The sequence below is a fragment of the Nocardia sp. CS682 genome (assembly GCF_004634405.1).
GTDB classification, from domain to species: Bacteria; Actinomycetota; Actinomycetes; order Mycobacteriales; family Mycobacteriaceae; genus Nocardia; species Nocardia ninae.
Genome location: NZ_CP029710.1, coordinates 6,850,556 through 6,869,240 on the forward strand (window position 1 = coordinate 6,850,556; position 18,685 = coordinate 6,869,240).

Here is an 18,685-nt window from a genome sequence, read left to right on the forward strand (position 1 = left end):
ATGACACAGCCGGTCCGATACGTGAAAGTGGTTGGTAACTTCGGTGGTTTCATCCTCGATGGCTTGGACCCTGACGACAAACCAGACGAAATCTCATTGAAAGGGTCGGTGCGGTTCTCGCTTCTGTTGGACGAGCGGGATGCAGTGCTGATGCCGAACCACCCGGGCGGTTCGACGCTACGTGTGATCGACACGTTCGACTGCGAACTTGATGCAGACGGTGACATCTCGCACCGCGGCAAAAAGTACGTGATGTTGCCCGCCCTCGATATCTGGACGAACCCGAAGGCCGGCCGGTACCGCGTCGACTTCATCGGCATGACCATCAACGGACGCCGAATCAACCTGCGCCCGCTGGAGATTCCCGCAGTAGCAGACACGGTCGTAGACCTTGCTCGCGAATTCCCGGTACCCGGAACACCATCCCCCGGAACGACACGAGGCGAAGACGGTATGAGCGTGATAGCGGTGCGCCGTGACGGTTCGTCGCTGGTGTTCACCAGGAACACGCAGCCGACCCCGTCCGACCTTCCCCCGGTGCCATTGCCGGAGGTCGATTCACTGGCCTCATGGAGGGACCAGGCGCACGTGTCTGCGGCAAACGCGGCAACCTCAGCCGTAGACGCTCGTACCTGGGCGGAAGCCGCAAGCGCCGTTGTCTTGCCCAACGGCAGCGTGACACTGGTCAAGCTCGCGGCCGGCGTACAAACCTCTCTCGGGTTGGCGGACAGTGCCAGCCAGCCAGGACACACCCACGCGATTGCCGACGTGACCGGACTCGGGCCGGCCCTGGCCGGCAAAGAGCCGGCCGGCGCCGCGGCCGGCGCGGCTGCTAGCGCGATAAGCACACTGCGCGATGGTGTTTCGGCCGGCCTGAACACCCTGAGCAAGCTTGCCGGCGCGATCGGGAACAGCCCAACCTTTGCCGCGGATACCGCAACAGCGATCAGCGCGAGATACACCCGTCCGGCGCCAGGCATACCAACGGCAGACATCGCGGACGGTGCGGTGAACAGCGCCAAGATCGCAGACGGCGCGGTCAGTGGCGCCAAGATCGCGGACGGTGCGATCACTAGCAGCAAGTTCCTTGACGGCGCGATTGCACTAGTGAAGCTCGCGGTTGGCCGGGTGACAGGTTCAGACAAGAACGGCGCACGGTCCCTGACTGTGTGGGTCGGTACCGAAGCTGACTTTCAAGCCATACCCACCAAGGACGGCAACACGCTATACCTGAGGACGGCATGATATCGCTTGCCGGCGTTGCCATTTCGAAGATCAGCATTGCCGCTGCGGAAATCAAGAAGGCATCGCTCGGCGAAACCCTCGTGTATTCCTCCGCCCTCGAAGTGAGCGACAACTTCGCCGGGCAGGACGGTGCCCTTGGTCCCTACACCGCCCTTGCCGGCAACGCGCCGTTGCGCGCGTCCGGCCGCGCGCAGGCCGGTGCGCCACTCTCGGGTAGCGGGAACGTCGTCTACGCGGCGTATCACAACACTTCGCTAACCAGCCAGGACCAAGAGATCGACTTTACGGTGATTGCACCGACCGGCAGTCTTGACGCCACGCTAGGCGGGGGCTGTTTCCTCCGCTGCGCAGCCAACGGCAACCGAGCAGAAATATTGGTCTATGACGATGAGGTGGTCATTGCTACCCGAATCGGTGGAACAAGCTCCGCCAAGCGGTCTACCCCAATCACCGCAATGCCGACGCGCATTCGATGTACTGCCGTAGGCACCACTTACACGGTGTACCTCAACGGCTCATCAACCGCGGCCATGTCTTGGGCGGACGCCGGTGCTAACCCGGTGGTGAGCCTGTCGAACCGATTCTTCGGAGTCGTGACGGTCGGAAACCCTGGCTTTCTAGGCGGTCCCGAAAGGGGTTACGCCATCGACGGATTCACCGCGCGAGACCTCTAGGAAGGCGAACAGGCACAACACAATTCAGGCCCCCAGCATTGACGCTGAGGGCCTGTTTTCGTGTATCTGGGGTCAGCCCTTCACTGAGTGGCTTGGGTGAATTGCTGTCCGTCCCACCATCGTTGCGTGCCGAACTGGTCGGGGTACCAACCTGGCGGCGGCGCCTGACGGGCCGGCATCGGCGGGACAGCGTGAACAACAACCGAACGGGGCTTGCTCGCAACACGCACGAGGGCGACAACGACCAAGACCACCAACGCAACGGGCAGCAGAAGCAACAGCAGCAGACCGAACACGCCGGTATGGCCGTGGCTCAGTAGCCCGATGACAGCGAACACCGCAATCGGGATGCCGGCCCACAGACCTACACGCGTCCACGTTTGCGCGGGAGTCTCGAAACCTGGTGGTAGCGGCTGGCGTTGCGACATGGGAACCCCCCGGGGTGCGATTGTGCCGTGAGGCGATCAGGCTAGCCCGCGGATTGGCGGAATGGGAAGGCCCCTAGTCCCAACAAGATTGGGCTAGGGCCGGCGCCGCCGATGGGCGCTGTACTCCCTGGTCGGCCGTTGTGTAGCGGTGTGGGGCACAGTTGCCCTACACGTGGGGCGACCGTGGGGCACAGGCCGTTCCCAGCCGCGCCCCACGGTTCCCCGATGTTCTCACCTCCGGTTCTGTCTGCCCTGGTCAAGCGTTCCCACGCGTTCCCCGATTGACTCATTCGTCCCCATCTGATATCGGAATCCGTCTATTGACTCATAATCCATTGGTCGCGGGTTCGAGCCCCGCCCGCCCCACAAACCCTCTCTGAGCAGCAAATATGCCTCGATCGGTCACCGATTCCATGCGCTGTCGGGCGCGAAGACCAACAAATTGGTGCGCGGTTGGCCGCCCCGTCCGGAGTCCGAGGACCGGCCGGTCGGGCCCGCCCGATCGAACGGCCGCAGTGGTCCGGGTCAAGGTTCAATAGAAGTTGGCGACAGCGGCTTTGGTGCCCACTCGAGCAAGTAGGGCGTGCCTGGACGGTGCGGCATCGGGTGTTCTCCGGACCGGAATATCGGTACATAGGCGCTGACCTGCTGGTTCAGTGTGTGAACACCACCTTCGGCTTGGCGGCACGGCTGTGCTTCCGGTGATGATTGCGGCGCCATCCGCGAGGCAACGGAGCCCGATGGCGCGAGGCGCCGCCGGTGGAGGGGATCAGCGGCGTCCTCAGCTTTCCGAGCCGGCGACGGGAATCGAGGCACGCTCCGACAGGGGGGAGCGTGGCGAGATAGCTTGTCGCGGAATCGGTTTCTGCGCCATCGAGACGGCGGTAGCCGTCGATGGCGCGGCGGAGCAGGTCGGCGGGTTCGGAACTGCCCGGTCTGTCACTGCGCGATGGCGAGGTTGGTGCGGGCGTCTGCGCGGCCGAAGCACGGCGTGCGTCGAAAGAGTCGGGAGGGTCGCCGCACTCGCAGATGTCCGCTCCGGTAACCGATCGGCGAATGTCACCCATCCGCGCGGTTTCGCTATGCGGCTTCCTTTCTGTGCGTCCGTGGTTCAACGTTGTCTGTGGCAGGTATCTCCGGGGAGACCTATCTGTCGTGGCGGTCGGTGGGGCCTCGACGTCGAGTTCCGTAGATCCGAACTAGCAGGAGTGGTTGTGTGATGGCGACCCGATTTCGCAGTGTGGCAGCAAGGCTGGTTTGTTTGGCGTTGATGGTTGTCGGGATCGGTGGGGTGCCGTCGGCTGCGGCGGCGCCGGTGTATCCGGTTGGTGAGGCCGATGGGTTCTATGCGGCGCCGGGGGATCTCGCGGACTATGCCGCGGGGGATGTGCTGCGCAGTAGGCAGGTTGCCGCGACCGGGTTTCCCGGGGTGGTGGCGTGGCAGCTGCTGTATCGGTCGGCGAGCTCGGCGGGTGTGCCGATCGCGGCGGTGACGACGGTGTTGGTGCCGGCGGGCGGCGGGAATCGGCCGCTGGTGTCGTATCAGCCCTTCGTGAATTCGCTCGGGGTGCGGTGCGCGCCGTCGCACAGTCTGTTCGACGGGACGATGCAGGAGGCGCCTGCCTTGAATCTGCTGCTTGCTCGCGGGTGGGCGGTCGCGGTGCCGGATCATCTCGGGCCGACGAGTGCGTATGGTGCGGCGCGGCTGGGCGGCACGCTCACCCTGGACGGGATCCGTGCGGTGCAGAGGTTCGCGCCTGCGGGTCTGGCCGCCAGTCCTGTTGGTATGGCCGGCTATTCGGGTGGTGGCATGGCCACGGGGTTCGCTGCCGCGCTCGCGCCGGAGTACGCGCCGGAACTGCCGATCGTCGGTGCCGCGCAGGGCGGCGTGCCGGTGAACCTGGCTACGTTGGCCCGCGATGTTGGATCGACGCCGAATCAGCTGTTCGGGCTCGGTTTCGCAGCGGCTGTGGGATTGGAGCGGGAGTATCCCGATCGGCTGCGGCTGGAGGCTCGTCTCAACCCGGCGGGGCTGGCGCTGCGCGACCGGATAGCCAATGCTTGTGCAACCGAGATCATCGACGCGGGCGCAAACCGCCGGCTGTCGGATGTGTTCACCGGCGGTGCCTTGGATGACGACCCGGCGACGGCACAGGTGTTGCGGGAGAACAGCATCCAAGATTTCGACGGTGTGCCGCGCGTCCCGGTGTACCAGTGGCACGGCACCGACGATGTGGTGTCACCGCAGGCGGTTCGCGATGTGACGGGTCGATACTGCCGTGCGGGAACGCCGGTGCGGCTGGACATGATTCCGGGTGCCGATCACGGTGCCGCCATGCTGGCGGGCGCGCCCCGGGCGCTGGACTACCTGGCCGACCGCTTCGCCGGGCGTCCAGCTCCCAATACGTGCTGACCGTTAACCCGGGGTGCCCATTTTCTTGGCCTGCTTGGCAAGTTCCTGCTCGAACTGCTCTGGCGTGAACTTGAAGTCGCCCTTGGGAAACTCCATGCAACCATCGGCGGTGACTTTGCCGGGGAGGGCGGCCACGCCGGTCTCCTCCGTGGCAGCGGCCAGTTTGCCGTCCGGTTTGACCCCGCACACGAAGTACGTCCCCTTCTTCGCCGAATCGAGGATGAAGAAGAAGCCGTTGATCTCGCCTGCCTTGGGCGCTTTGTTCGCCGCGGTGCATTTACCGGCTTCGACGGGAGCGAGGTTGGCGCCGATGGCTTTTCCGGGCGTGATCGTTGCGCACCGGTAGCTCGGTGACGTTTCGGCGTTCGCGGCCGGGGCGATGGCCAGCAGGGTCGCGAAAGTGGCGGCACCGGTCGCGACGAGATGAGCGGGTCGATAGTGCACGGGGTGGTGACCTCGTTTCTGTGGGCGGCTCTGGCGTGGGTATTCGGACCCGAGCCGGTTCTGGATTGGTCACCTCCGAGCAGCAGCCGCAACCTGTCTTAAAAGTGCTCATTCAGTGAGCACTTAACTGCGGATGATGGGTTCATGGAAAGCATCGACGCAGGTTCACTTCGTTTCCCGGACGCGGCGCACTGGGAGTCGTGGCTGGCCGAGCACCACGACGAGTCGGCCGGTGTCTGGTTGCTGATCGCGAAGAAGGGCGCCCAAGGGATCACCATCGGCGACGCCCTCGACGTCGCCCTGTGCTACGGCTGGATCGACAGCCATCGCAAGGGCTTCGACGACCAGCACTACTTGCAGCGGTACTCGCCACGGCGGCTCAAAAGTCCTTGGTCGCAAGTGAATGTGGAGAAGGTCGAGGCGCTGATCGTCGCGGGCCGGATGCGCGCGTCCGGCTTGGCGGCGATCCGTGCGGCCGAGGCGGACGGGCGGTGGGCGGCCGCCTATCAGCGTCAGCGCGACGCCACCGTCCCGGCCGATCTGGCCGCCGCGCTGGCCGAGGACGAGCGGGCGCTGGCGCAGTTCGAACTGCTGGACCGGACCCGGCAGTACGCGCTGTTCCTCCGGCTGATGAAGGCACGCACCCCGGCCGGTCGCGCCACGCAACTCGACCAAATCGTCGCGTCACTCGCGCAGGCAAGCTGACGCGACGCGCGTCCCCTGGCTGCGCCCAGCGCCATCCCGTTCAGTCGCCGCCACCCCACTAGGCCGGCGCCACTCGCTCAGCCCACCGCAACCTTCCGATCGAACGCCGCTTGCGCACGCTGCGCCAGGTCACCGCCGAGTTTGTACCCCTGCGCGGCTAGTTCTTCATGAGCCTGCGGGTCGGTGGTCTCAGTGCCATAGAGAACTTCAACGGAAGATTCATCGATCTCGGAGTAACCAGCAATACCGTGCTGGAGCTGCAGCGTGATCGCGTCCCTGTACCCACGCCGATCGAACGTCCCTTGATTGATCCCCGCCAACGCTATGAAGTGCAGTTCTTTCACCGCACTCGGACCGTCGGGGGACGTGTTCTCGTAGGCCCACCCACGGCTGAACACCCGATCGATCCACCCCTTGGCCAGCGCGGGCATCGACCACCAGTAAACCGGGAACAGCACGGCAACGACATCGGCCGACTCGATCAACTCCTGTTCCCGCCGCACATCGGCGGGCACCTCGCCGAGCAACCGATGCACCGCGAGATCCGCAGGCCGGAACACCGGATCGAACCCCGAAGCCGTCAGATCGTGCACGGCAACCGTGGTGCTTCCATCTGCCTGGATGCCTTGCTCGACCGCGCGGGCGATGCCCCAGGTGGCGGACTCGTGGTCCGGATGGGACACCACGAGCAGTACTTTGGGCTGACTGCGTTCGTTCGTCATACGGCCAAGGTAAAGTATGACACTAACGTCAATGTCAAGGAGAAGCTCTCAGGTGCGGATCAAAGAGTTGAGCCAGCTCACCGGTGCGACCCCGCGAATGCTGCGCCACTACGAGAACGCCGGTGTCCTGACCCCCGAGCGCGACCTCAACGGGTACCGGCACTATCGCGAAGAGGACGTCAAGACGGTGCACGACATCCGCTGTCTGCTCGCCTCCGGCCTCTCGCTCACCGAGGCCGCCACCCTGATCCACATCGCCTGCACGGCTCCGCAGGGCGCCACCGACCAGGACCGCGACGAGGTGCTGGCGCAACTCGACGAGCGCACCCGGCAACTGGACGCGGGCATCGAACGACTTCTCGCGGAGAAGGCGAACCTCCTCAAACTCCGCCAGGACCTCGGCCGCTGATCCCCGCTGCCCCGAGGGCCGAAATCCATAAACCCTGCGCACCGCCGACTTCTCGTAGTGTGGTCTATGGACTGCCCACTTGCCGTGGTCCCGAGCCGCATCCGACACGCGGCCCGGGCGGCGGCCGAGCCGAGCGCGAGGACCATGTCGGACAACGTCACAACAGATCGCTCCGATTTCGACGCGGTGATCGCGGCCGCCGACTATCCCGTGTTCGTGGTGACCACCCGGGCCGACGGTCGCCAGGCCGGGTGCCTGGTCGGCTTCACCTCGCAGGTGAGCATCGAACCCCCGCGGTTTCTGGTCGGCATCTCCAAGACCAACTTCACCTTCGGCGTCGCGATGGCGGCCGAGCACCTGGCGGTGCATCTGCTCGGCCGCGAACAGTCTTCGCTGGCGGCACTTTTCGGCGCGGAGACCGGCGACGACATCAACAAGTTCGCGCACTGTAAGTGGCACCCCGGCCCGGCCGAGGTGCCGATCCTGAGCGCCGCCGCGGGCTGGTTCACCGGCCGCATCCTCGAACGCCACGACCTGGGCGACCACGTCGGCATGCTCATCGAGCCGGAGGCCGCCTCGCCCCCGCCTGCGCACACCGACGCCCTGCGCTACAACGCCGTCGCCAGGCTGAAACCCGGCCACACGGCGTAAAGGTCAGGCAACGCAGAGCGAGGACTCCTCATCCGAGGCCTGGGCGCGCAGCGTACTCAGGGTCTTGGACAGAATGCGCGAGACCTGCATCTGGGAGACGCCGAGCTGCTCGGCGATCTGCGCCTGCGTCATCGATTCGAAGAATCGCATGATCAATACCCGGCGCTCCCGCTCGGGCAGGGCGGCGATCAACGGCCGGACCGTCATCGACTGTTCCAACAGCTGGTAGCACGGCTCCTCCGCGCCGAGTCCCGCGGCGAGCGGCATCGGCGTGGCCTCCCCGTCGTCGCGGGTCACGGCATCGATCGAGTTGGTCTGGTAACCGTTCTTCGCGATCAGCGCCTGGGTGACCTCTCCGACGTCGAGGTCCAGTTCAGCGGCGATCTCCCTGGCGGTAGGTACCCGGCCGAGCCGGCTGGACAGCGTTTCGGTGGTGGGCCCGAGCAGTTGCTGAATTTCCTTGAGCCTGCGCGGAACTCGTACCGCCCAGGTGTGGTCCCGGAAGTGCCTGCGCACCTCGCCCATGATCGTCGGCACGGCGAACGAGAGGAACGAGCTGCCCCGCGTGACGTCGAACCGGTCGACCGCGAGAAGCAAACCGAGACTGGCGATCTGCTGCAGATCGTCGAAAGACTCACCGCGACCGGCGAACTTGCGAGCGATGTGCTCGGCCAGCGGCAGACAGAGCCGCATTACCTGCTCGCGCAACTCGTTTCGATGCGGATCGTCCGCGTCGAGCGTTGCCATCTTCTCGAACCACGGCTCGATATTGTCGTAGCTGTCGCCGCGCGACTGGGTACGTCGCGGGGCGTCGACCAGGTCCGCCGTGAACTCACGCTGCATCGGATAACCCTCGCTCCCAACTGAATTCGATGGCGGTCGGATACCCTCCCGCCGTCGGCTCAAAAGGTTCTTTGATCAACTCGGCAGAATCGGTCAGTACCTGCACCAATTGCCAGCTCAACGGGTCTCGAGTGATTTCGACATCGCGGGTGGTCGTCGCGCTGATCCGCGCGCTGATGCTGCGTCGGCTGTACGTGAACGCGCACCGCAGTGTCGAGCCGGGCACCGCATCGAGCATCAGCGCGGTAGCCGCCTCACTGAGCACCAGCCGAATGTCCGGAATCGCATCGAGCGTGACCTCGGCCATCATGCACGTGGTGTCGGTAAGCGCCCGGAGCATGCCCAATTCGTGCGGCTCAGCAGCCAGCTCGAAGACGACTCGGTGCGCGACCACGGATGTCTGGTGTGATGCCGATGTCCTGGAAGCCACCTTCATCATGTTCACCGCCTCCCATCGATTCACTGCGGCCATACCCGCGCCTTGCCGTGTCAATCACCTCGGCAACCTCTCGGCGTGCACTGTGATCGGAGTTACCCGGCATCGAGCGTCGCTGACAGTGCTCTTCGTCGTGGTCGATACGGCCTCGGTGCCCGTCTGGAGTAGCGTCGAAGTCGGGGAGATAGGAGTCCGGGTGGAGGGAGCATCCGGCGGTCAACCAGGTGACCGCTTCGCGGGCCCGAACCGGGATTTCGCGCGCGTGTCCGGCTCGCTGTTCACCGGAATCAGCACCCTGTGCTCGGCCGCGGTCCGCCTGAGCGGCGTCGACGGCGCAGTGCTCGCGGTACTCAGCAACTCCACGCAGGCACGGGAATTGGTCTATGCGACCGACGCGATCGCCCAGCAGATCGACGAGTTGCCGTTCGTGGTCGGCGAGGGTCCGTGCGTCGACGCCTACCGCGCCGACCGCAACCAACTGTGGCCGGATCTGGCACTCGGCGCCGTGGCCGCGCGGTGGCCTGCGTTCACCCCCGATGCACTCGCACTGGGGGTGCGTGCGGCGTTCGCCTTTCCGGTGCCCGGTGTGCTGCGGCCGATCGGAGTCCTCGAGCTGTACCGCAGCACGGTCGGCGTGCTGGCCGGCGCGGAACAAGAGTCCGCGCTGGCCTGTGCGGTCGCCGTAGGTCGCACCCTGCACGCGAACTGGGCGGAGCGGATCGACCAGGCCGGCGGCGTCGAAACCGCGCTCGACGCCGCCGGATTGGACAACGATTCGCCGGAGCCCGACGGCGAGTTCTCCGGTGCGGAGATATTCAATGCCGCCGGTATGGTTGCTGTGCAGCTCGCGGTTCCGATCAGCGAAGGGCTGGACCGATTGCGCGCCTACTCCTACGCGCAGCGCCGCTCCATTGCCGACGTAGCAGCCGATATCGTGGCCCGGCGGCTGTCGTTGCGGGATCAGCGCGACTCGACGGAGGGGCAGCAACGATGAACTCGGCTCGGACACGATTGGCGATCGCGGAACTGACCGCGACGCTGACCACCGATTTCGATGTGCCGACGCTGCTGCACTCGGTAGCTGTGCACGCGCGTGACTGTTTCGACGCGGTGTCCGCAGTGGTGATTCTGGCCGACCCGCAGCAGTCGGCGGGCATGCAGATCGTTGCCGAGTCGCTGCGCGACGGCGGCTCGGCCGATCCACGTCTGCATATCACCGGCCCGGGGTTGTCGAGTGCGCGCGACGGTGCGGTGACGATGATCGCGGATCTCGCGGCGGGGCGGGACGCCAGCTGGCCGCAGTACCGCAGACAGGCGCTCGCCGCCGGGTTGCGGTCCGTGCGTGCGTTTCCGGTGGTCGCCTTGCGAATGCCGCTCGGTTCGGTCGTGGTGCATCTCGACGAGCCATGGGGCCTGGCCCGCCCCAACGACTTCGGCCAGATTCTTGCCGACCTCACGGCGATCGCACTGTCCACCGGCCGGGTGGAGGGGCGCCGAGCCAGCACCGGTGAGACCGTGGTGGCGGTGCTGCACGGTGCGACCGTGATCGCCGCGGCGGTCGGCGTACTCGCCGAATATTTCGACCTGGATATCCCGGCGGCGCGGCAACGGCTGGTGCGCCTGGCCCGGGCCCACGACGTGACGCCCACCGCCCACGCACAGGCCATCATCGAAGGGCAGAACATGTCACCGTCGGACCCCGGTGCCACCGGGATACTGCACCCGCCGCCGGAGCTGGCACCGCCACGACATATCGACAGCTGACCGGGGTAATACGCGCGAACGCACCCACCGTTTCGGTTGCTGGAAGCAGGCCGCTGCCGCTCTGACTGCACGACATTTCAATGTGGTTCCGACACGAGCGACCAACCTCCGGCATGGTGTGAAAACCGCAGGTAGGGCGCATACTTAGCGGGTGATGGAAACAGGCGCGACGGCCACCGAAGCGGCGACCCGCGCGGTCGTCCAGGTGGTCGGCGGCGGTACCGCGCAGGCGACCGGAAGCTTCGGATTCTGGTTCGCCGATCAGCGGTGGGAGTGGTCGGACGCGGTCGCCGCAATGCACGGGTACGCGCCGGGGACGGTGACGCCGACCACGGAATTGCTGCTGTCACACAAACATCCGGAGGACCGGGCCCAGGTCGCCGAGGCGATCGCCAAGTCGTTGCGCCATGCCGAGCCGTTCTGCAGCCGCCACCGCATCATCGACACTGCCGGGGTGACCCGTCATGTGATCGTTTTCGGCGGCACCTTGACCGGCGCCGACGGCATGGTCATCGGCACCAGAGGCCACTACGTCGACCTGACCGATACGATCGACGAACAACGCCAGGAGATGCTCGACGACACGCTGCCGGAGCTGTTCGAGGCGCGGGCCGTGATCGAACAGGCCAAGGGCGTGCTGATGCAGGTGTACCGGCTCAACGCCGAGCAGGCCTTCCGGGTACTCCAGTGGCGGTCCCAGGAGACCAATGTCAAGCTGCGCACCCTGGCCACCCGGCTGATCGCCGCAATGAACTCACTGCCGCCGACGCCGCCGCAGGGGCAGACCGCGTTCGACCACTTGCTGCTGACCGTGCACGAGCATTCCGGAACCGAATGACCTTCAGGCTTCCGGCCGTCGCGTGGTGTCGGTGCGGCTGACCTCGTAGCCGAGCAGTCGTTCGGCCTCTTCGATACCGCCCTGGAGGTCGCCGACCGCGTTCATCTTGGACAGGTCCAGGCCGATGGTGACCAGCGTCAGCGCGATCTCCGAGGACAGGCCGGTGATGATCACGTTCGCGCCCATCAGGCCGGACGCGTCGACGGTCTGCACCAGGTGGTTGGCCACGGTGGAGTCGATGGTCGGCACACCGGTGATGTCGATGACGACGACTTTGGCGCGGTTGGCCCGGATCGCGCGCAGCAGCTGCTCGGTGAGCTGGCGGGCGCGCTGGCCGTCCAGCACGCCGATGATGGGCAGGATGAGCAGCTGTTCACGCACCTGGAGAACAGGGGTGGACAGCTCGCGGATCGCCTCCTGCTGCTGGCGGATGATGCGTTCGCGTTCCTCGACGAAGGACACGCCCACGGTGTTGGCGATGCGGTTGGCGGCCGGTTCATAGGCGTCGAGCACCGCGTTGAGCAGCTGGAAGTCCGCCTGGTACTTCTCGAACAGTGAGCGGGCGAGCACGTCGCGCAGCAGCAGCACGATGCCGAGGACCTCGTCGGTCTCGACGCCGCGGGGGATGATGCGCTCGGACAGATCCCTCGCGTAGTCCTGGAGGGCCTCCACCGAACCGGTCTCCAGCACGGCGACGTAATTGTCGTACACGGAGGTGGCCTCGGAGAACATCTCGTCGGGCGTCATCGCGGTCAGTAACTGTGCCTCGGTAATGCGGCGCGCCCATTCCTCGCGCAGCACGGTGCGGTTCTGCCGGAGGTGCTCTACCAGCTCGGACAGCAAACCCTCGCTGACACCGTTGCTGCTGGTGTCGGTCGCGAAAGCAGTAATCGACATCTCGGACAATGCCGCCTCCGGTCCATCCCACCGCGAATCGGACTCTCGCGTGCTCGAAAAGCGCGGTGGCCAGCCGTCTGGTTGGACCGTTCCACCGCCTGCAGAATCGTATACCTATCGCGGCCGACGGAGCCATCGAAAGGAGGCGGCGGAGGTTTCCGGGCGCGGCGACGGGATAACCGGTCTGCGTCCTATCCGAGCGCGCAGGAGGTTCTCCGCTATGGGTTTCCCCGAGCAACAGCAAGAAGTCCCTGGTATCCAGGCCCAGATGCAGCCGGTGCCGGACTGTGGTGAAAAGAGCTACCGCGGTTCCGGGAAGATGACCGGCAAAGCGGCCGTGATCACCGGCGCGGACAGCGGGATCGGCCGCGCGGTCGCGATCGCCTTCGCGCGCGAGGGCGCCGACGTGCTGATCTCCTATCTCAACGAGGACGAGGACGCGAAAGAGGTCGCGCAGCTGGTCGAGGAGGCCGGTCGCAAGGCGGTGCTGATGCCGGGCGACCTGTCCGACCCGCAACACTGCCGGGCCGTGATCGACCGTGCCGCAGCGGAATTCGGCAAGATCGACGTGCTGGTCAGCAACGCCGCCTATCAGATGACGCACACGACCCTCGACGAGATCAGCGACGAGGAATTCGACTACACCTTCAAATTGAACGTCGGGGCCTACTTCTACCTGGTCAAGGCCGCGCTGCCGCACATGCCGCCCGGCTCGTCGATCATCGGCAGTTCATCGGTGAACTCGGATATGCCGAACCCGACGCTCGCGCCGTACGCCGCGACCAAGGCGGCCATCGCCAACTTCTCGGCGAGCCTGGCACAGTTGCTGGGGGAGAAGGGGATTCGGGTCAACAGCGTGGCGCCCGGCCCGATCTGGACGCCGTTGATCCCCGCGACGATGCCGCCGGAGAAGGTCAGCAAGTTCGGCGACGACACGCCGCTCGGCCGGGCCGGGCAGCCGGTCGAACTCGCCTCCACGTATGTGCTGCTCGCCTCGGATGACGGTAGCTACATCTCCGGTGCTCGCGTCGCCGTCACCGGCGGCAGGCCGATCCTCTGACCGCTCGAACGAGCTGGGCCCGGTGTCGAGGTCCCATCCGGCGCCTCCGGATGCCGACACCGGGGCCTTGCCGCCGTTTCCCGTACCCGCCAGGCGAATTCGGGTGGGTGCGAGTGGTGTCGACGCGTGCCCGCCGCGCCGATCGCGCCGAAGTCCGGTTCCGGCCGATAGGGGAGGCAAAGCTTGTTGACGACGATCGTGTCCGGCGGCAGTCGGGCGGCGATTTCATAGGCCACCGTGATGCCGCCGCGGGGGATACCGAGGCAGTACGGCCCATCCTGTCGGTTTGCCGTCGAGGCCGCGAAAGACCTTGGAAGTGCGTCGATCGCTAACGGCGGCGTTGTCGCGACGGCGCGGCCGGCTCGGCGAAATGCGGTGAGGCCGGTTTGCGGCCGGTGACCACCTCGATGATTTCGGCGGCCAGGTCCGCGACACGGACATTGCGCCGTTGCGACCTGCTGCGTAGCACCTCGAAGGCCGCGTCGCGGGTGCAGCGTCCTTCGGCCATGACGATGCCCAACGCCTGATCGATGGTGGATCGGGAGGCCAGGGTAGCGCGCAGCTGTTCGGTGAGCTTGGCTTGCCTGGCCGTGTCGGATGCGACCGCGAGCAGGACGCCGAGGTGTTCGGTGGTCAGGATCGCGGCCCGCCGGATCTGATCAGTGAAGCTGTGCGGCTGCGTCGAGTAGAGCGAGAGCGCGCCGATGGCGACGCCGTTCACCGAAAGCGGTTGGGCATGAATCGATTTGACCCCGAAGGCCAGCATGCGTTTCGAGTAGTCGCCCCATCGGCGCTCAGCGGCGACATCGGGCACGGAAACCTGTTGTGCCGTCTCGATTGCCTGGAGGCTGGGATCGTAACCTTCGCTGAGCCTGAATTCCTCGACGAGCATCGCGTGCGCGTCGGTCGAACCGCCGAAGATAGTGCCGTGCTCGCGGTTGAGCATGATCGCCGCCATCGGGTGCTCCGGTAGCATCCGCGCGACCGTATCGGCTACGGCGCACAGCGATTCGGTGACGTCGTCGCCGGTCAACAGCAGCGATGTCAACTCCGACATCCCCAAAGCAAGCTCTTCAGCCATGAAATACCTTGACGGTCAACATAATTGGTATCCGTCCTCTAGTACGCGGCGAGCGATCTCCGCGACGGCGACACCGTCGGCGAAGGCGCGTGCGCGCAACAGTGCGAGCGCTGCGTCGAGCTGGCAACTGCATTGCACCGCAACCATACCGACCGCCTGATGGACCGCGGCGAGGTAATCGGCATCATCGAACAACGTGCCCTGTGGTGCGCCGCCGTCGGCGGTTCCGTACGAGGCGAGCAGCACCGTGTGGGCCAGGGCGTCGGCCACCTTCTCGGCGGCCGGGGTGATCTCGGCGAACAGCCCGGCTCGGCTGGTGAACACGCATAGCGCACCGAGCAGGCGGGAGGAGAGCAGGGGGACCGCGACCACGGACCGCACGCCGAGCTCGGCGAGGGCAGGGCCGTAATGCGGCCATCGGTCGGCCAGATCCGTGCCGTTGGCCGTGACGAATTCCTGGCCGCCCAGCACGTCCCTGGCCGGGCCCTCGCCGATCAGCAGCTCGAGATCGTGCGCGGCACGCGCGGTGACGTCCGACGCCGCCACGAGTAGTTCTTCGCCCGCCTGACCGAACAGGGTGACCGCCGCGTTGTCCATGCCGAGGTGCTGGGCTACCGCGGCCATGAAGACCGGTCGCAGCGTGGCTCGATCGCCGATGTACCACCGTTGGAGGCGCAGGGCATGCAATCGATGCAGTCGGGCACAGGCGAGATGACGTCCTTCGATTCTTCGATGCAGCTCCGCCATGCGCTGTCGAAACGGCTGCATGGATTGTGGTCGTTGCGTCGCTTGTGCCTCATATTTCGCGGCCACCGCCGCCGCCCGAGCGGCTCGTTCACGCTCGGCGCTGAATTCCTGCCACTCACGGGCAATTTCCTGGTGAGCGTCCGAATAAGACCGCACACACCAACCCTACGCGCTTATCCGGGCCAGCGGTTAATTGTCTTGTATTGCAACATTTGTCGGTGGAATCTCTTCCAAGAGCAACACCACGCCGTGGCGGGTGCCGTCCAGCGGTGAACAGGTCACCGCACAGATGATCGAACGCCCGATCCGGTTCACGGCGGCCAGCTCCACCGGCCCGTCGCGGCGGCCCGTTTTGAGGCAGCGCTGGATACTTTCGTGCAGCAACTGGGTCGGCAACCCGAAGTCCAGCGCGAAGAACACCTGCTGCTGGACCTCCTCGGACCGTAGCCCCCACATCTCCTCGGCGCCTCGGTTCCAGCTCCGCACCCGCAGCTGATCGTCGAGCACCACCACGCCCGCGGCAACGCTGGACAGCACGCCCTCCAGGAAGGTGCGGGTCTCGTTCAATTCGTCGGTACGGGTCCGCATCTCCTCGTTCATTGTCTCCAGTTCTTCATTACCGGACTGGAGTTCTTCGTTGGTGGTCTCCAATTCCTCGTTGGTGGACTGGAGTTCTTCGTTCGTGGTCTCCAATTCCTCGATGCTGGATTGGAGTTCTTCGTTGGTGGTTTCGAGTTCTTCGTTGGTCGACTGGAGTTCCTCGTAGGCCGTCTCCAGTTCCTCCCTTTTAACCTTCACTTCCAGGGATAGCCGGGTCGGCATCGTCGTGTCGACAAAATTGACCACCACCCCCACATCCGAGCCATCGCTGCCCCACAGCGGCTGGATATGCACGTCGAAATACTGGACTTCGTCCGGGCCGATCTTGCGTTCGGTCGAGCTGACCCGGATGGCGCGGCGCTCGGCGACGGCCTGCTGGATCAGCGATCGCAACTCGACGGGCCGGTAGGAGATCTCCAGCTCGCTCAGCGGCCTGCCGATATCGTGCAGCGTCAAGCCGAATTGGCCGCGCATCTGGCTGTTGAGGATGGAGACCTTGCCCTCGGCATCCAAGCCGATCACCCCGAACGGGGCCGTTTCCAGCGCGAGTTCGCCGAGCTGACGCTTTTTGACCAGCCCCTGTACCTCCTGACCGAGGCCGATGTCGAGCCGCGACGGGTTCGGCGGATGCGGCGGCCTGAGCTCACCCGCCCGGCGCCGGAAGATGCGCTGGCGCATACTCGCCACCCCGAACCGCTCGCCTTCGGAAAGCAGCAGTTCCGCCTTGCCCAGAAACAGGAATCCGCCCTCCCGTAGCGCGAAGTGAAACCGGTCCAGGATCTGCGATTGCGCCTCGGCATTGAAGTACATCAACGTGTTCCGGCACACCAGCAGATCCAGCCGGGAGATGGGCGCGTCACGGGTGATGTCGTGCCTGCCGAAGATGACCCGGCGGCGCAGGTCCGACCGGAAGGTGAATTTATCGCCTATCGGTTCGAAATATCGATCCCGGAGCTCGCCGGACAGCTGTCCGAGCGCCTTGGCCGGATAGACGCCTGCCCGTGCCTCACGCAGTGCTTCCTCATCGACGTCGGTGCCGTAGAGCTTGACCCGTTTCGCGCACTCCTCGATACCGAGCACCTCGGCGAACGCGATCGCCAGGGAATAGGCTTCCTCGCCGCTCGAGCAGCCCGCACTCCACACCCGGATCTCGCTGTCGGGCTTGGTATTCGCGATCAGGTCCGGCAACACTTCGCGTTGCAGGTACTGCCAGGCCTCCACATCGCGAAAGAAGCTGGTGACGTTGATCAGGATGGTGTTGAACAGGTGCCGGAATTCCTCGGCGTTGCTTTCCAGCAGGTCGCGATAGTCGAGATAGTCGGCGACCAGCACCTCCTGCATGCGCTTGCGGACCCGTCTGGTCAGCGAGGAACGCTTGTATCCGGTGAAATCGAACCCGCGCGAATCACGAATGAACAGCAGCAGGTCTTCCAGCGCCGGGTCGGCGGTTTCGGCGTCTTCCCCCGGTGCCGTCATGATCTCCTCGCTCGATTCGGTCACATTGCGCTCTCGGTCACGAGACCACGGATGACGCCCGCGATCTCATCGAGTGGCACAACGAGATCCGCATCGCCGGTGGCCACCGCGGCGCCCGGCATACCCTTGAATTCTGCTTCTTCCGGATCCTGCACGACCACGGTGCCGCCACGGGACTTGACCGCACTCACCCCTGTCGCGCCGTCGCTGCCGGATCCGGTCAGCACGCAGGCGATCGCCCGTGCACCGTAGGCGCCGGCGACCGATTCGAACAATAGGTCGGCCGAGGGCCGGACGAAGTGGACGAGGTCGCTGCCGGACAGCGTGAGCACACCGTGCGGCTCCACGAGCAGGTGGTGGTTCGGCGGTGCGATGTATACCGTTCCGGCCTCGACGGTTTCTCCCGCCGTCGCCAGCTTCACGCGCAATTCGGTTCGGCGCGAGAGCAATTCGGCCAGCACCGTCTTGTGGCGTGGGTCGAGATGCTGTACGACGAGTACGGGTACCGGCAAGGTGGCGGGCAGGGCGCCGAGGACCTTGAAGAGCGCGGTGATACCGCCCGCCGATGAGGCGATGGCGACAACGGAGTACTGGTCATCCGTGGTCATGGTCGCGCCGACCAGCCGTGAGGTGCACGGGGCCAGGGTAGCGCTGCGCCACGGGCCGGCCCGTCGACCGGCCCGTCCCCGGCGCGGCGGCCCGACGCGCTCATCGCCGCCTTCTGCTTCGTAGTTCCCCCATCGGTGCGGTGGCGGTCAGGCTGAGCATCGCCAACCCGGTGGTGCGAATCATCGAGTCCAGCTCGGCCAGGAGGTCGACGATGGCGGTGCGGTGGGTGTCGGCCGCGGCCGTCGTCAGCTCGTCCACGTCGAACTCCATGCGGATCGTGTCCAGCCGGAGGCCGGTGTCGAACAGGCTGCGGACCAGCCGGTCACCGAGCTCGATCAACGCGCGGGTGTCCTGTTCGGCCTGCGCGGGGGGTGGGCGCGGGGTGGTCTGCTGAACGAATTCGTCAGGCGATACCAGGGTCATGATTCCTCCGGGTTCGGTCGCTGGCACGGGAGAGCCGCGCTTCGGGACTCGGGGAATTTCACTCCGAACTCTACGCCGGAAGCCCAGCTCGGGGGCCTGAGTGGGAGTTACTCGCGGCCGGGGAGTTGACTCGCGCGTGTTTGCCTCGGTCCAACCTGGTTATCCGCCACACGACCGGCCCGAAAAAGGCATGGTCGGTCGGACCCGACGAAAGGGGTTA

21 protein-coding genes are annotated in these 18,685 nt (G+C 65.7%); 10 read left to right on the forward strand and 11 right to left on the reverse strand.

Annotated elements, in window-relative coordinates:
* Both DMB37_RS30915 and DMB37_RS30920 read left to right on the forward strand, forming a co-directional pair.
* Positions 1-1,245, forward strand: a complete 1,245-nt coding sequence (locus tag DMB37_RS30915) for a hypothetical protein (RefSeq protein ID WP_135235690.1) — start codon at positions 1-3, stop codon at positions 1,243-1,245.
* Positions 1,242-1,919 (forward strand): hypothetical protein, encoded by a 678-nt coding sequence (locus DMB37_RS30920; RefSeq protein WP_135235691.1) that lies wholly within the window; start codon positions 1,242-1,244, stop codon positions 1,917-1,919. Before DMB37_RS30915 ends, DMB37_RS30920 begins: the two co-directional genes overlap by 4 nt.
* Positions 1,920-1,999: 80 nt before the next feature.
* On the opposite strand, the gene DMB37_RS41035 is transcribed toward DMB37_RS30920, so the two are convergent.
* Positions 2,000-2,347 (reverse strand): DUF2510 domain-containing protein, encoded by a 348-nt coding sequence (locus DMB37_RS41035; protein WP_206055045.1) that lies wholly within the window; start codon positions 2,345-2,347, stop codon positions 2,000-2,002.
* 1,270 nt (positions 2,348-3,617) lie between these two features.
* Between DMB37_RS41035 and DMB37_RS30930 the strand changes: the two genes are divergently transcribed.
* Positions 3,618-4,760, forward strand: coding sequence for a lipase family protein (locus DMB37_RS30930; RefSeq protein ID WP_135235692.1), 1,143 nt, complete (start codon positions 3,618-3,620; stop codon positions 4,758-4,760).
* A gap of 3 nt (positions 4,761-4,763) precedes the next feature.
* On the opposite strand, the gene DMB37_RS30935 is transcribed toward DMB37_RS30930, so the two are convergent.
* Positions 4,764-5,204: a hypothetical protein gene (locus DMB37_RS30935; RefSeq protein ID WP_135235693.1), complete on the reverse strand. Its 441-nt coding sequence runs from the start codon at positions 5,202-5,204 to the stop codon at positions 4,764-4,766.
* A 144-nt stretch (positions 5,205-5,348) separates the two neighbouring features.
* Between DMB37_RS30935 and DMB37_RS30940 the strand changes: the two genes are divergently transcribed.
* Complete coding sequence (locus tag DMB37_RS30940; RefSeq protein WP_135235694.1) at positions 5,349-5,909, forward strand: YdeI family protein; 561 nt, start codon at positions 5,349-5,351, stop codon at positions 5,907-5,909.
* A gap of 77 nt (positions 5,910-5,986) precedes the next feature.
* Here the strand turns inward: DMB37_RS30940 and DMB37_RS30945 are convergent, their stop codons facing one another.
* Positions 5,987-6,631 carry an NAD(P)H-dependent oxidoreductase gene (locus DMB37_RS30945; RefSeq protein WP_135235695.1) on the reverse strand — a complete coding sequence of 215 codons (645 nt, stop codon included), beginning with the start codon at positions 6,629-6,631 and terminating at the stop codon, positions 5,987-5,989.
* Between the two features lie 52 nt (positions 6,632-6,683).
* On the opposite strand from DMB37_RS30945, the gene DMB37_RS30950 reads away from it, so the two are divergent.
* Positions 6,684-7,040, forward strand: a complete 357-nt coding sequence (locus DMB37_RS30950) for a MerR family transcriptional regulator (RefSeq protein WP_135235696.1) — start codon at positions 6,684-6,686, stop codon at positions 7,038-7,040.
* A gap of 144 nt (positions 7,041-7,184) precedes the next feature.
* Positions 7,185-7,691: a flavin reductase family protein gene (locus tag DMB37_RS30955; RefSeq protein ID WP_167768996.1), complete on the forward strand. Its 507-nt coding sequence runs from the start codon at positions 7,185-7,187 to the stop codon at positions 7,689-7,691.
* Positions 7,692-7,694: 3 nt separating this feature from the next.
* Here the strand turns inward: DMB37_RS30955 and DMB37_RS30960 are convergent, their stop codons facing one another.
* Together DMB37_RS30960 and DMB37_RS30965 are read right to left on the reverse strand one after the other, a co-directional pair.
* Entirely contained in the window at positions 7,695-8,534 is an 840-nt protein-coding gene (locus DMB37_RS30960; RefSeq protein ID WP_135235698.1) for an RNA polymerase sigma factor SigF, read from the reverse strand.
* On the reverse strand, positions 8,524-9,006 hold the full coding sequence (locus DMB37_RS30965; protein WP_135235699.1) for an anti-sigma factor: 483 nt from the start codon (positions 9,004-9,006) through the stop codon (positions 8,524-8,526). The genes DMB37_RS30960 and DMB37_RS30965 overlap by 11 nt, the downstream gene beginning before the upstream one ends.
* Positions 9,007-9,166: 160 nt before the next feature.
* Here DMB37_RS30965 and DMB37_RS30970 point away from each other — a divergent pair, with 160 nt between their 5' ends.
* From DMB37_RS30970 to DMB37_RS30980, 3 genes are all read left to right on the forward strand, one after another.
* Positions 9,167-9,964 carry a GAF and ANTAR domain-containing protein gene (locus DMB37_RS30970; RefSeq protein WP_135235700.1) on the forward strand — a complete coding sequence of 266 codons (798 nt, stop codon included), beginning with the start codon at positions 9,167-9,169 and terminating at the stop codon, positions 9,962-9,964.
* On the forward strand, positions 9,961-10,734 hold the full coding sequence (locus DMB37_RS30975) for an ANTAR domain-containing protein (RefSeq protein WP_135235701.1): 774 nt from the start codon (positions 9,961-9,963) through the stop codon (positions 10,732-10,734). Before DMB37_RS30970 ends, DMB37_RS30975 begins: the two co-directional genes overlap by 4 nt.
* Before the next feature lie 154 nt (positions 10,735-10,888).
* Entirely contained in the window at positions 10,889-11,572 is a 684-nt protein-coding gene (locus DMB37_RS30980; protein WP_135237923.1) for a PAS and ANTAR domain-containing protein, read from the forward strand.
* Positions 11,573-11,575: 3 nt separating this feature from the next.
* Here DMB37_RS30980 and DMB37_RS30985 read toward each other — a convergent pair whose 3' ends face one another.
* Positions 11,576-12,469 (reverse strand): STAS domain-containing protein, encoded by an 894-nt coding sequence (locus tag DMB37_RS30985; protein WP_135235702.1) that lies wholly within the window; start codon positions 12,467-12,469, stop codon positions 11,576-11,578.
* 220 nt (positions 12,470-12,689) lie between these two features.
* Here DMB37_RS30985 and DMB37_RS30990 point away from each other — a divergent pair, with 220 nt between their 5' ends.
* The gene (locus DMB37_RS30990) at positions 12,690-13,529 is read left to right on the forward strand and encodes an SDR family oxidoreductase (RefSeq protein ID WP_135235703.1); all 840 of its coding nucleotides are present in this window, start codon (positions 12,690-12,692) and stop codon (positions 13,527-13,529) included.
* 328 nt (positions 13,530-13,857) lie between these two features.
* Here the strand turns inward: DMB37_RS30990 and DMB37_RS30995 are convergent, their stop codons facing one another.
* The 5 genes from DMB37_RS30995 to DMB37_RS31015 form a co-directional block, all read right to left on the reverse strand.
* The gene (locus DMB37_RS30995; protein WP_135235704.1) at positions 13,858-14,610 is read right to left on the reverse strand and encodes a GAF and ANTAR domain-containing protein; all 753 of its coding nucleotides are present in this window, start codon (positions 14,608-14,610) and stop codon (positions 13,858-13,860) included.
* Positions 14,611-14,625: 15 nt separating this feature from the next.
* On the reverse strand, positions 14,626-15,357 hold the full coding sequence (locus DMB37_RS31000) for a GAF domain-containing protein (protein ID WP_167768997.1): 732 nt from the start codon (positions 15,355-15,357) through the stop codon (positions 14,626-14,628).
* A gap of 189 nt (positions 15,358-15,546) precedes the next feature.
* Complete coding sequence (locus DMB37_RS31005; protein WP_240771730.1) at positions 15,547-17,457, reverse strand: CheR family methyltransferase; 1,911 nt, start codon at positions 17,455-17,457, stop codon at positions 15,547-15,549.
* Positions 17,454-18,041 carry a chemotaxis protein CheB gene (locus DMB37_RS31010; RefSeq protein ID WP_135235706.1) on the reverse strand — a complete coding sequence of 196 codons (588 nt, stop codon included), beginning with the start codon at positions 18,039-18,041 and terminating at the stop codon, positions 17,454-17,456. The genes DMB37_RS31005 and DMB37_RS31010 overlap by 4 nt, the downstream gene beginning before the upstream one ends.
* Positions 18,042-18,141: 100 nt before the next feature.
* The gene (locus tag DMB37_RS31015) at positions 18,142-18,465 is read right to left on the reverse strand and encodes a hypothetical protein (protein ID WP_135235707.1); all 324 of its coding nucleotides are present in this window, start codon (positions 18,463-18,465) and stop codon (positions 18,142-18,144) included.
* Between the last annotated feature and the right edge of the window lie 220 nt (positions 18,466-18,685).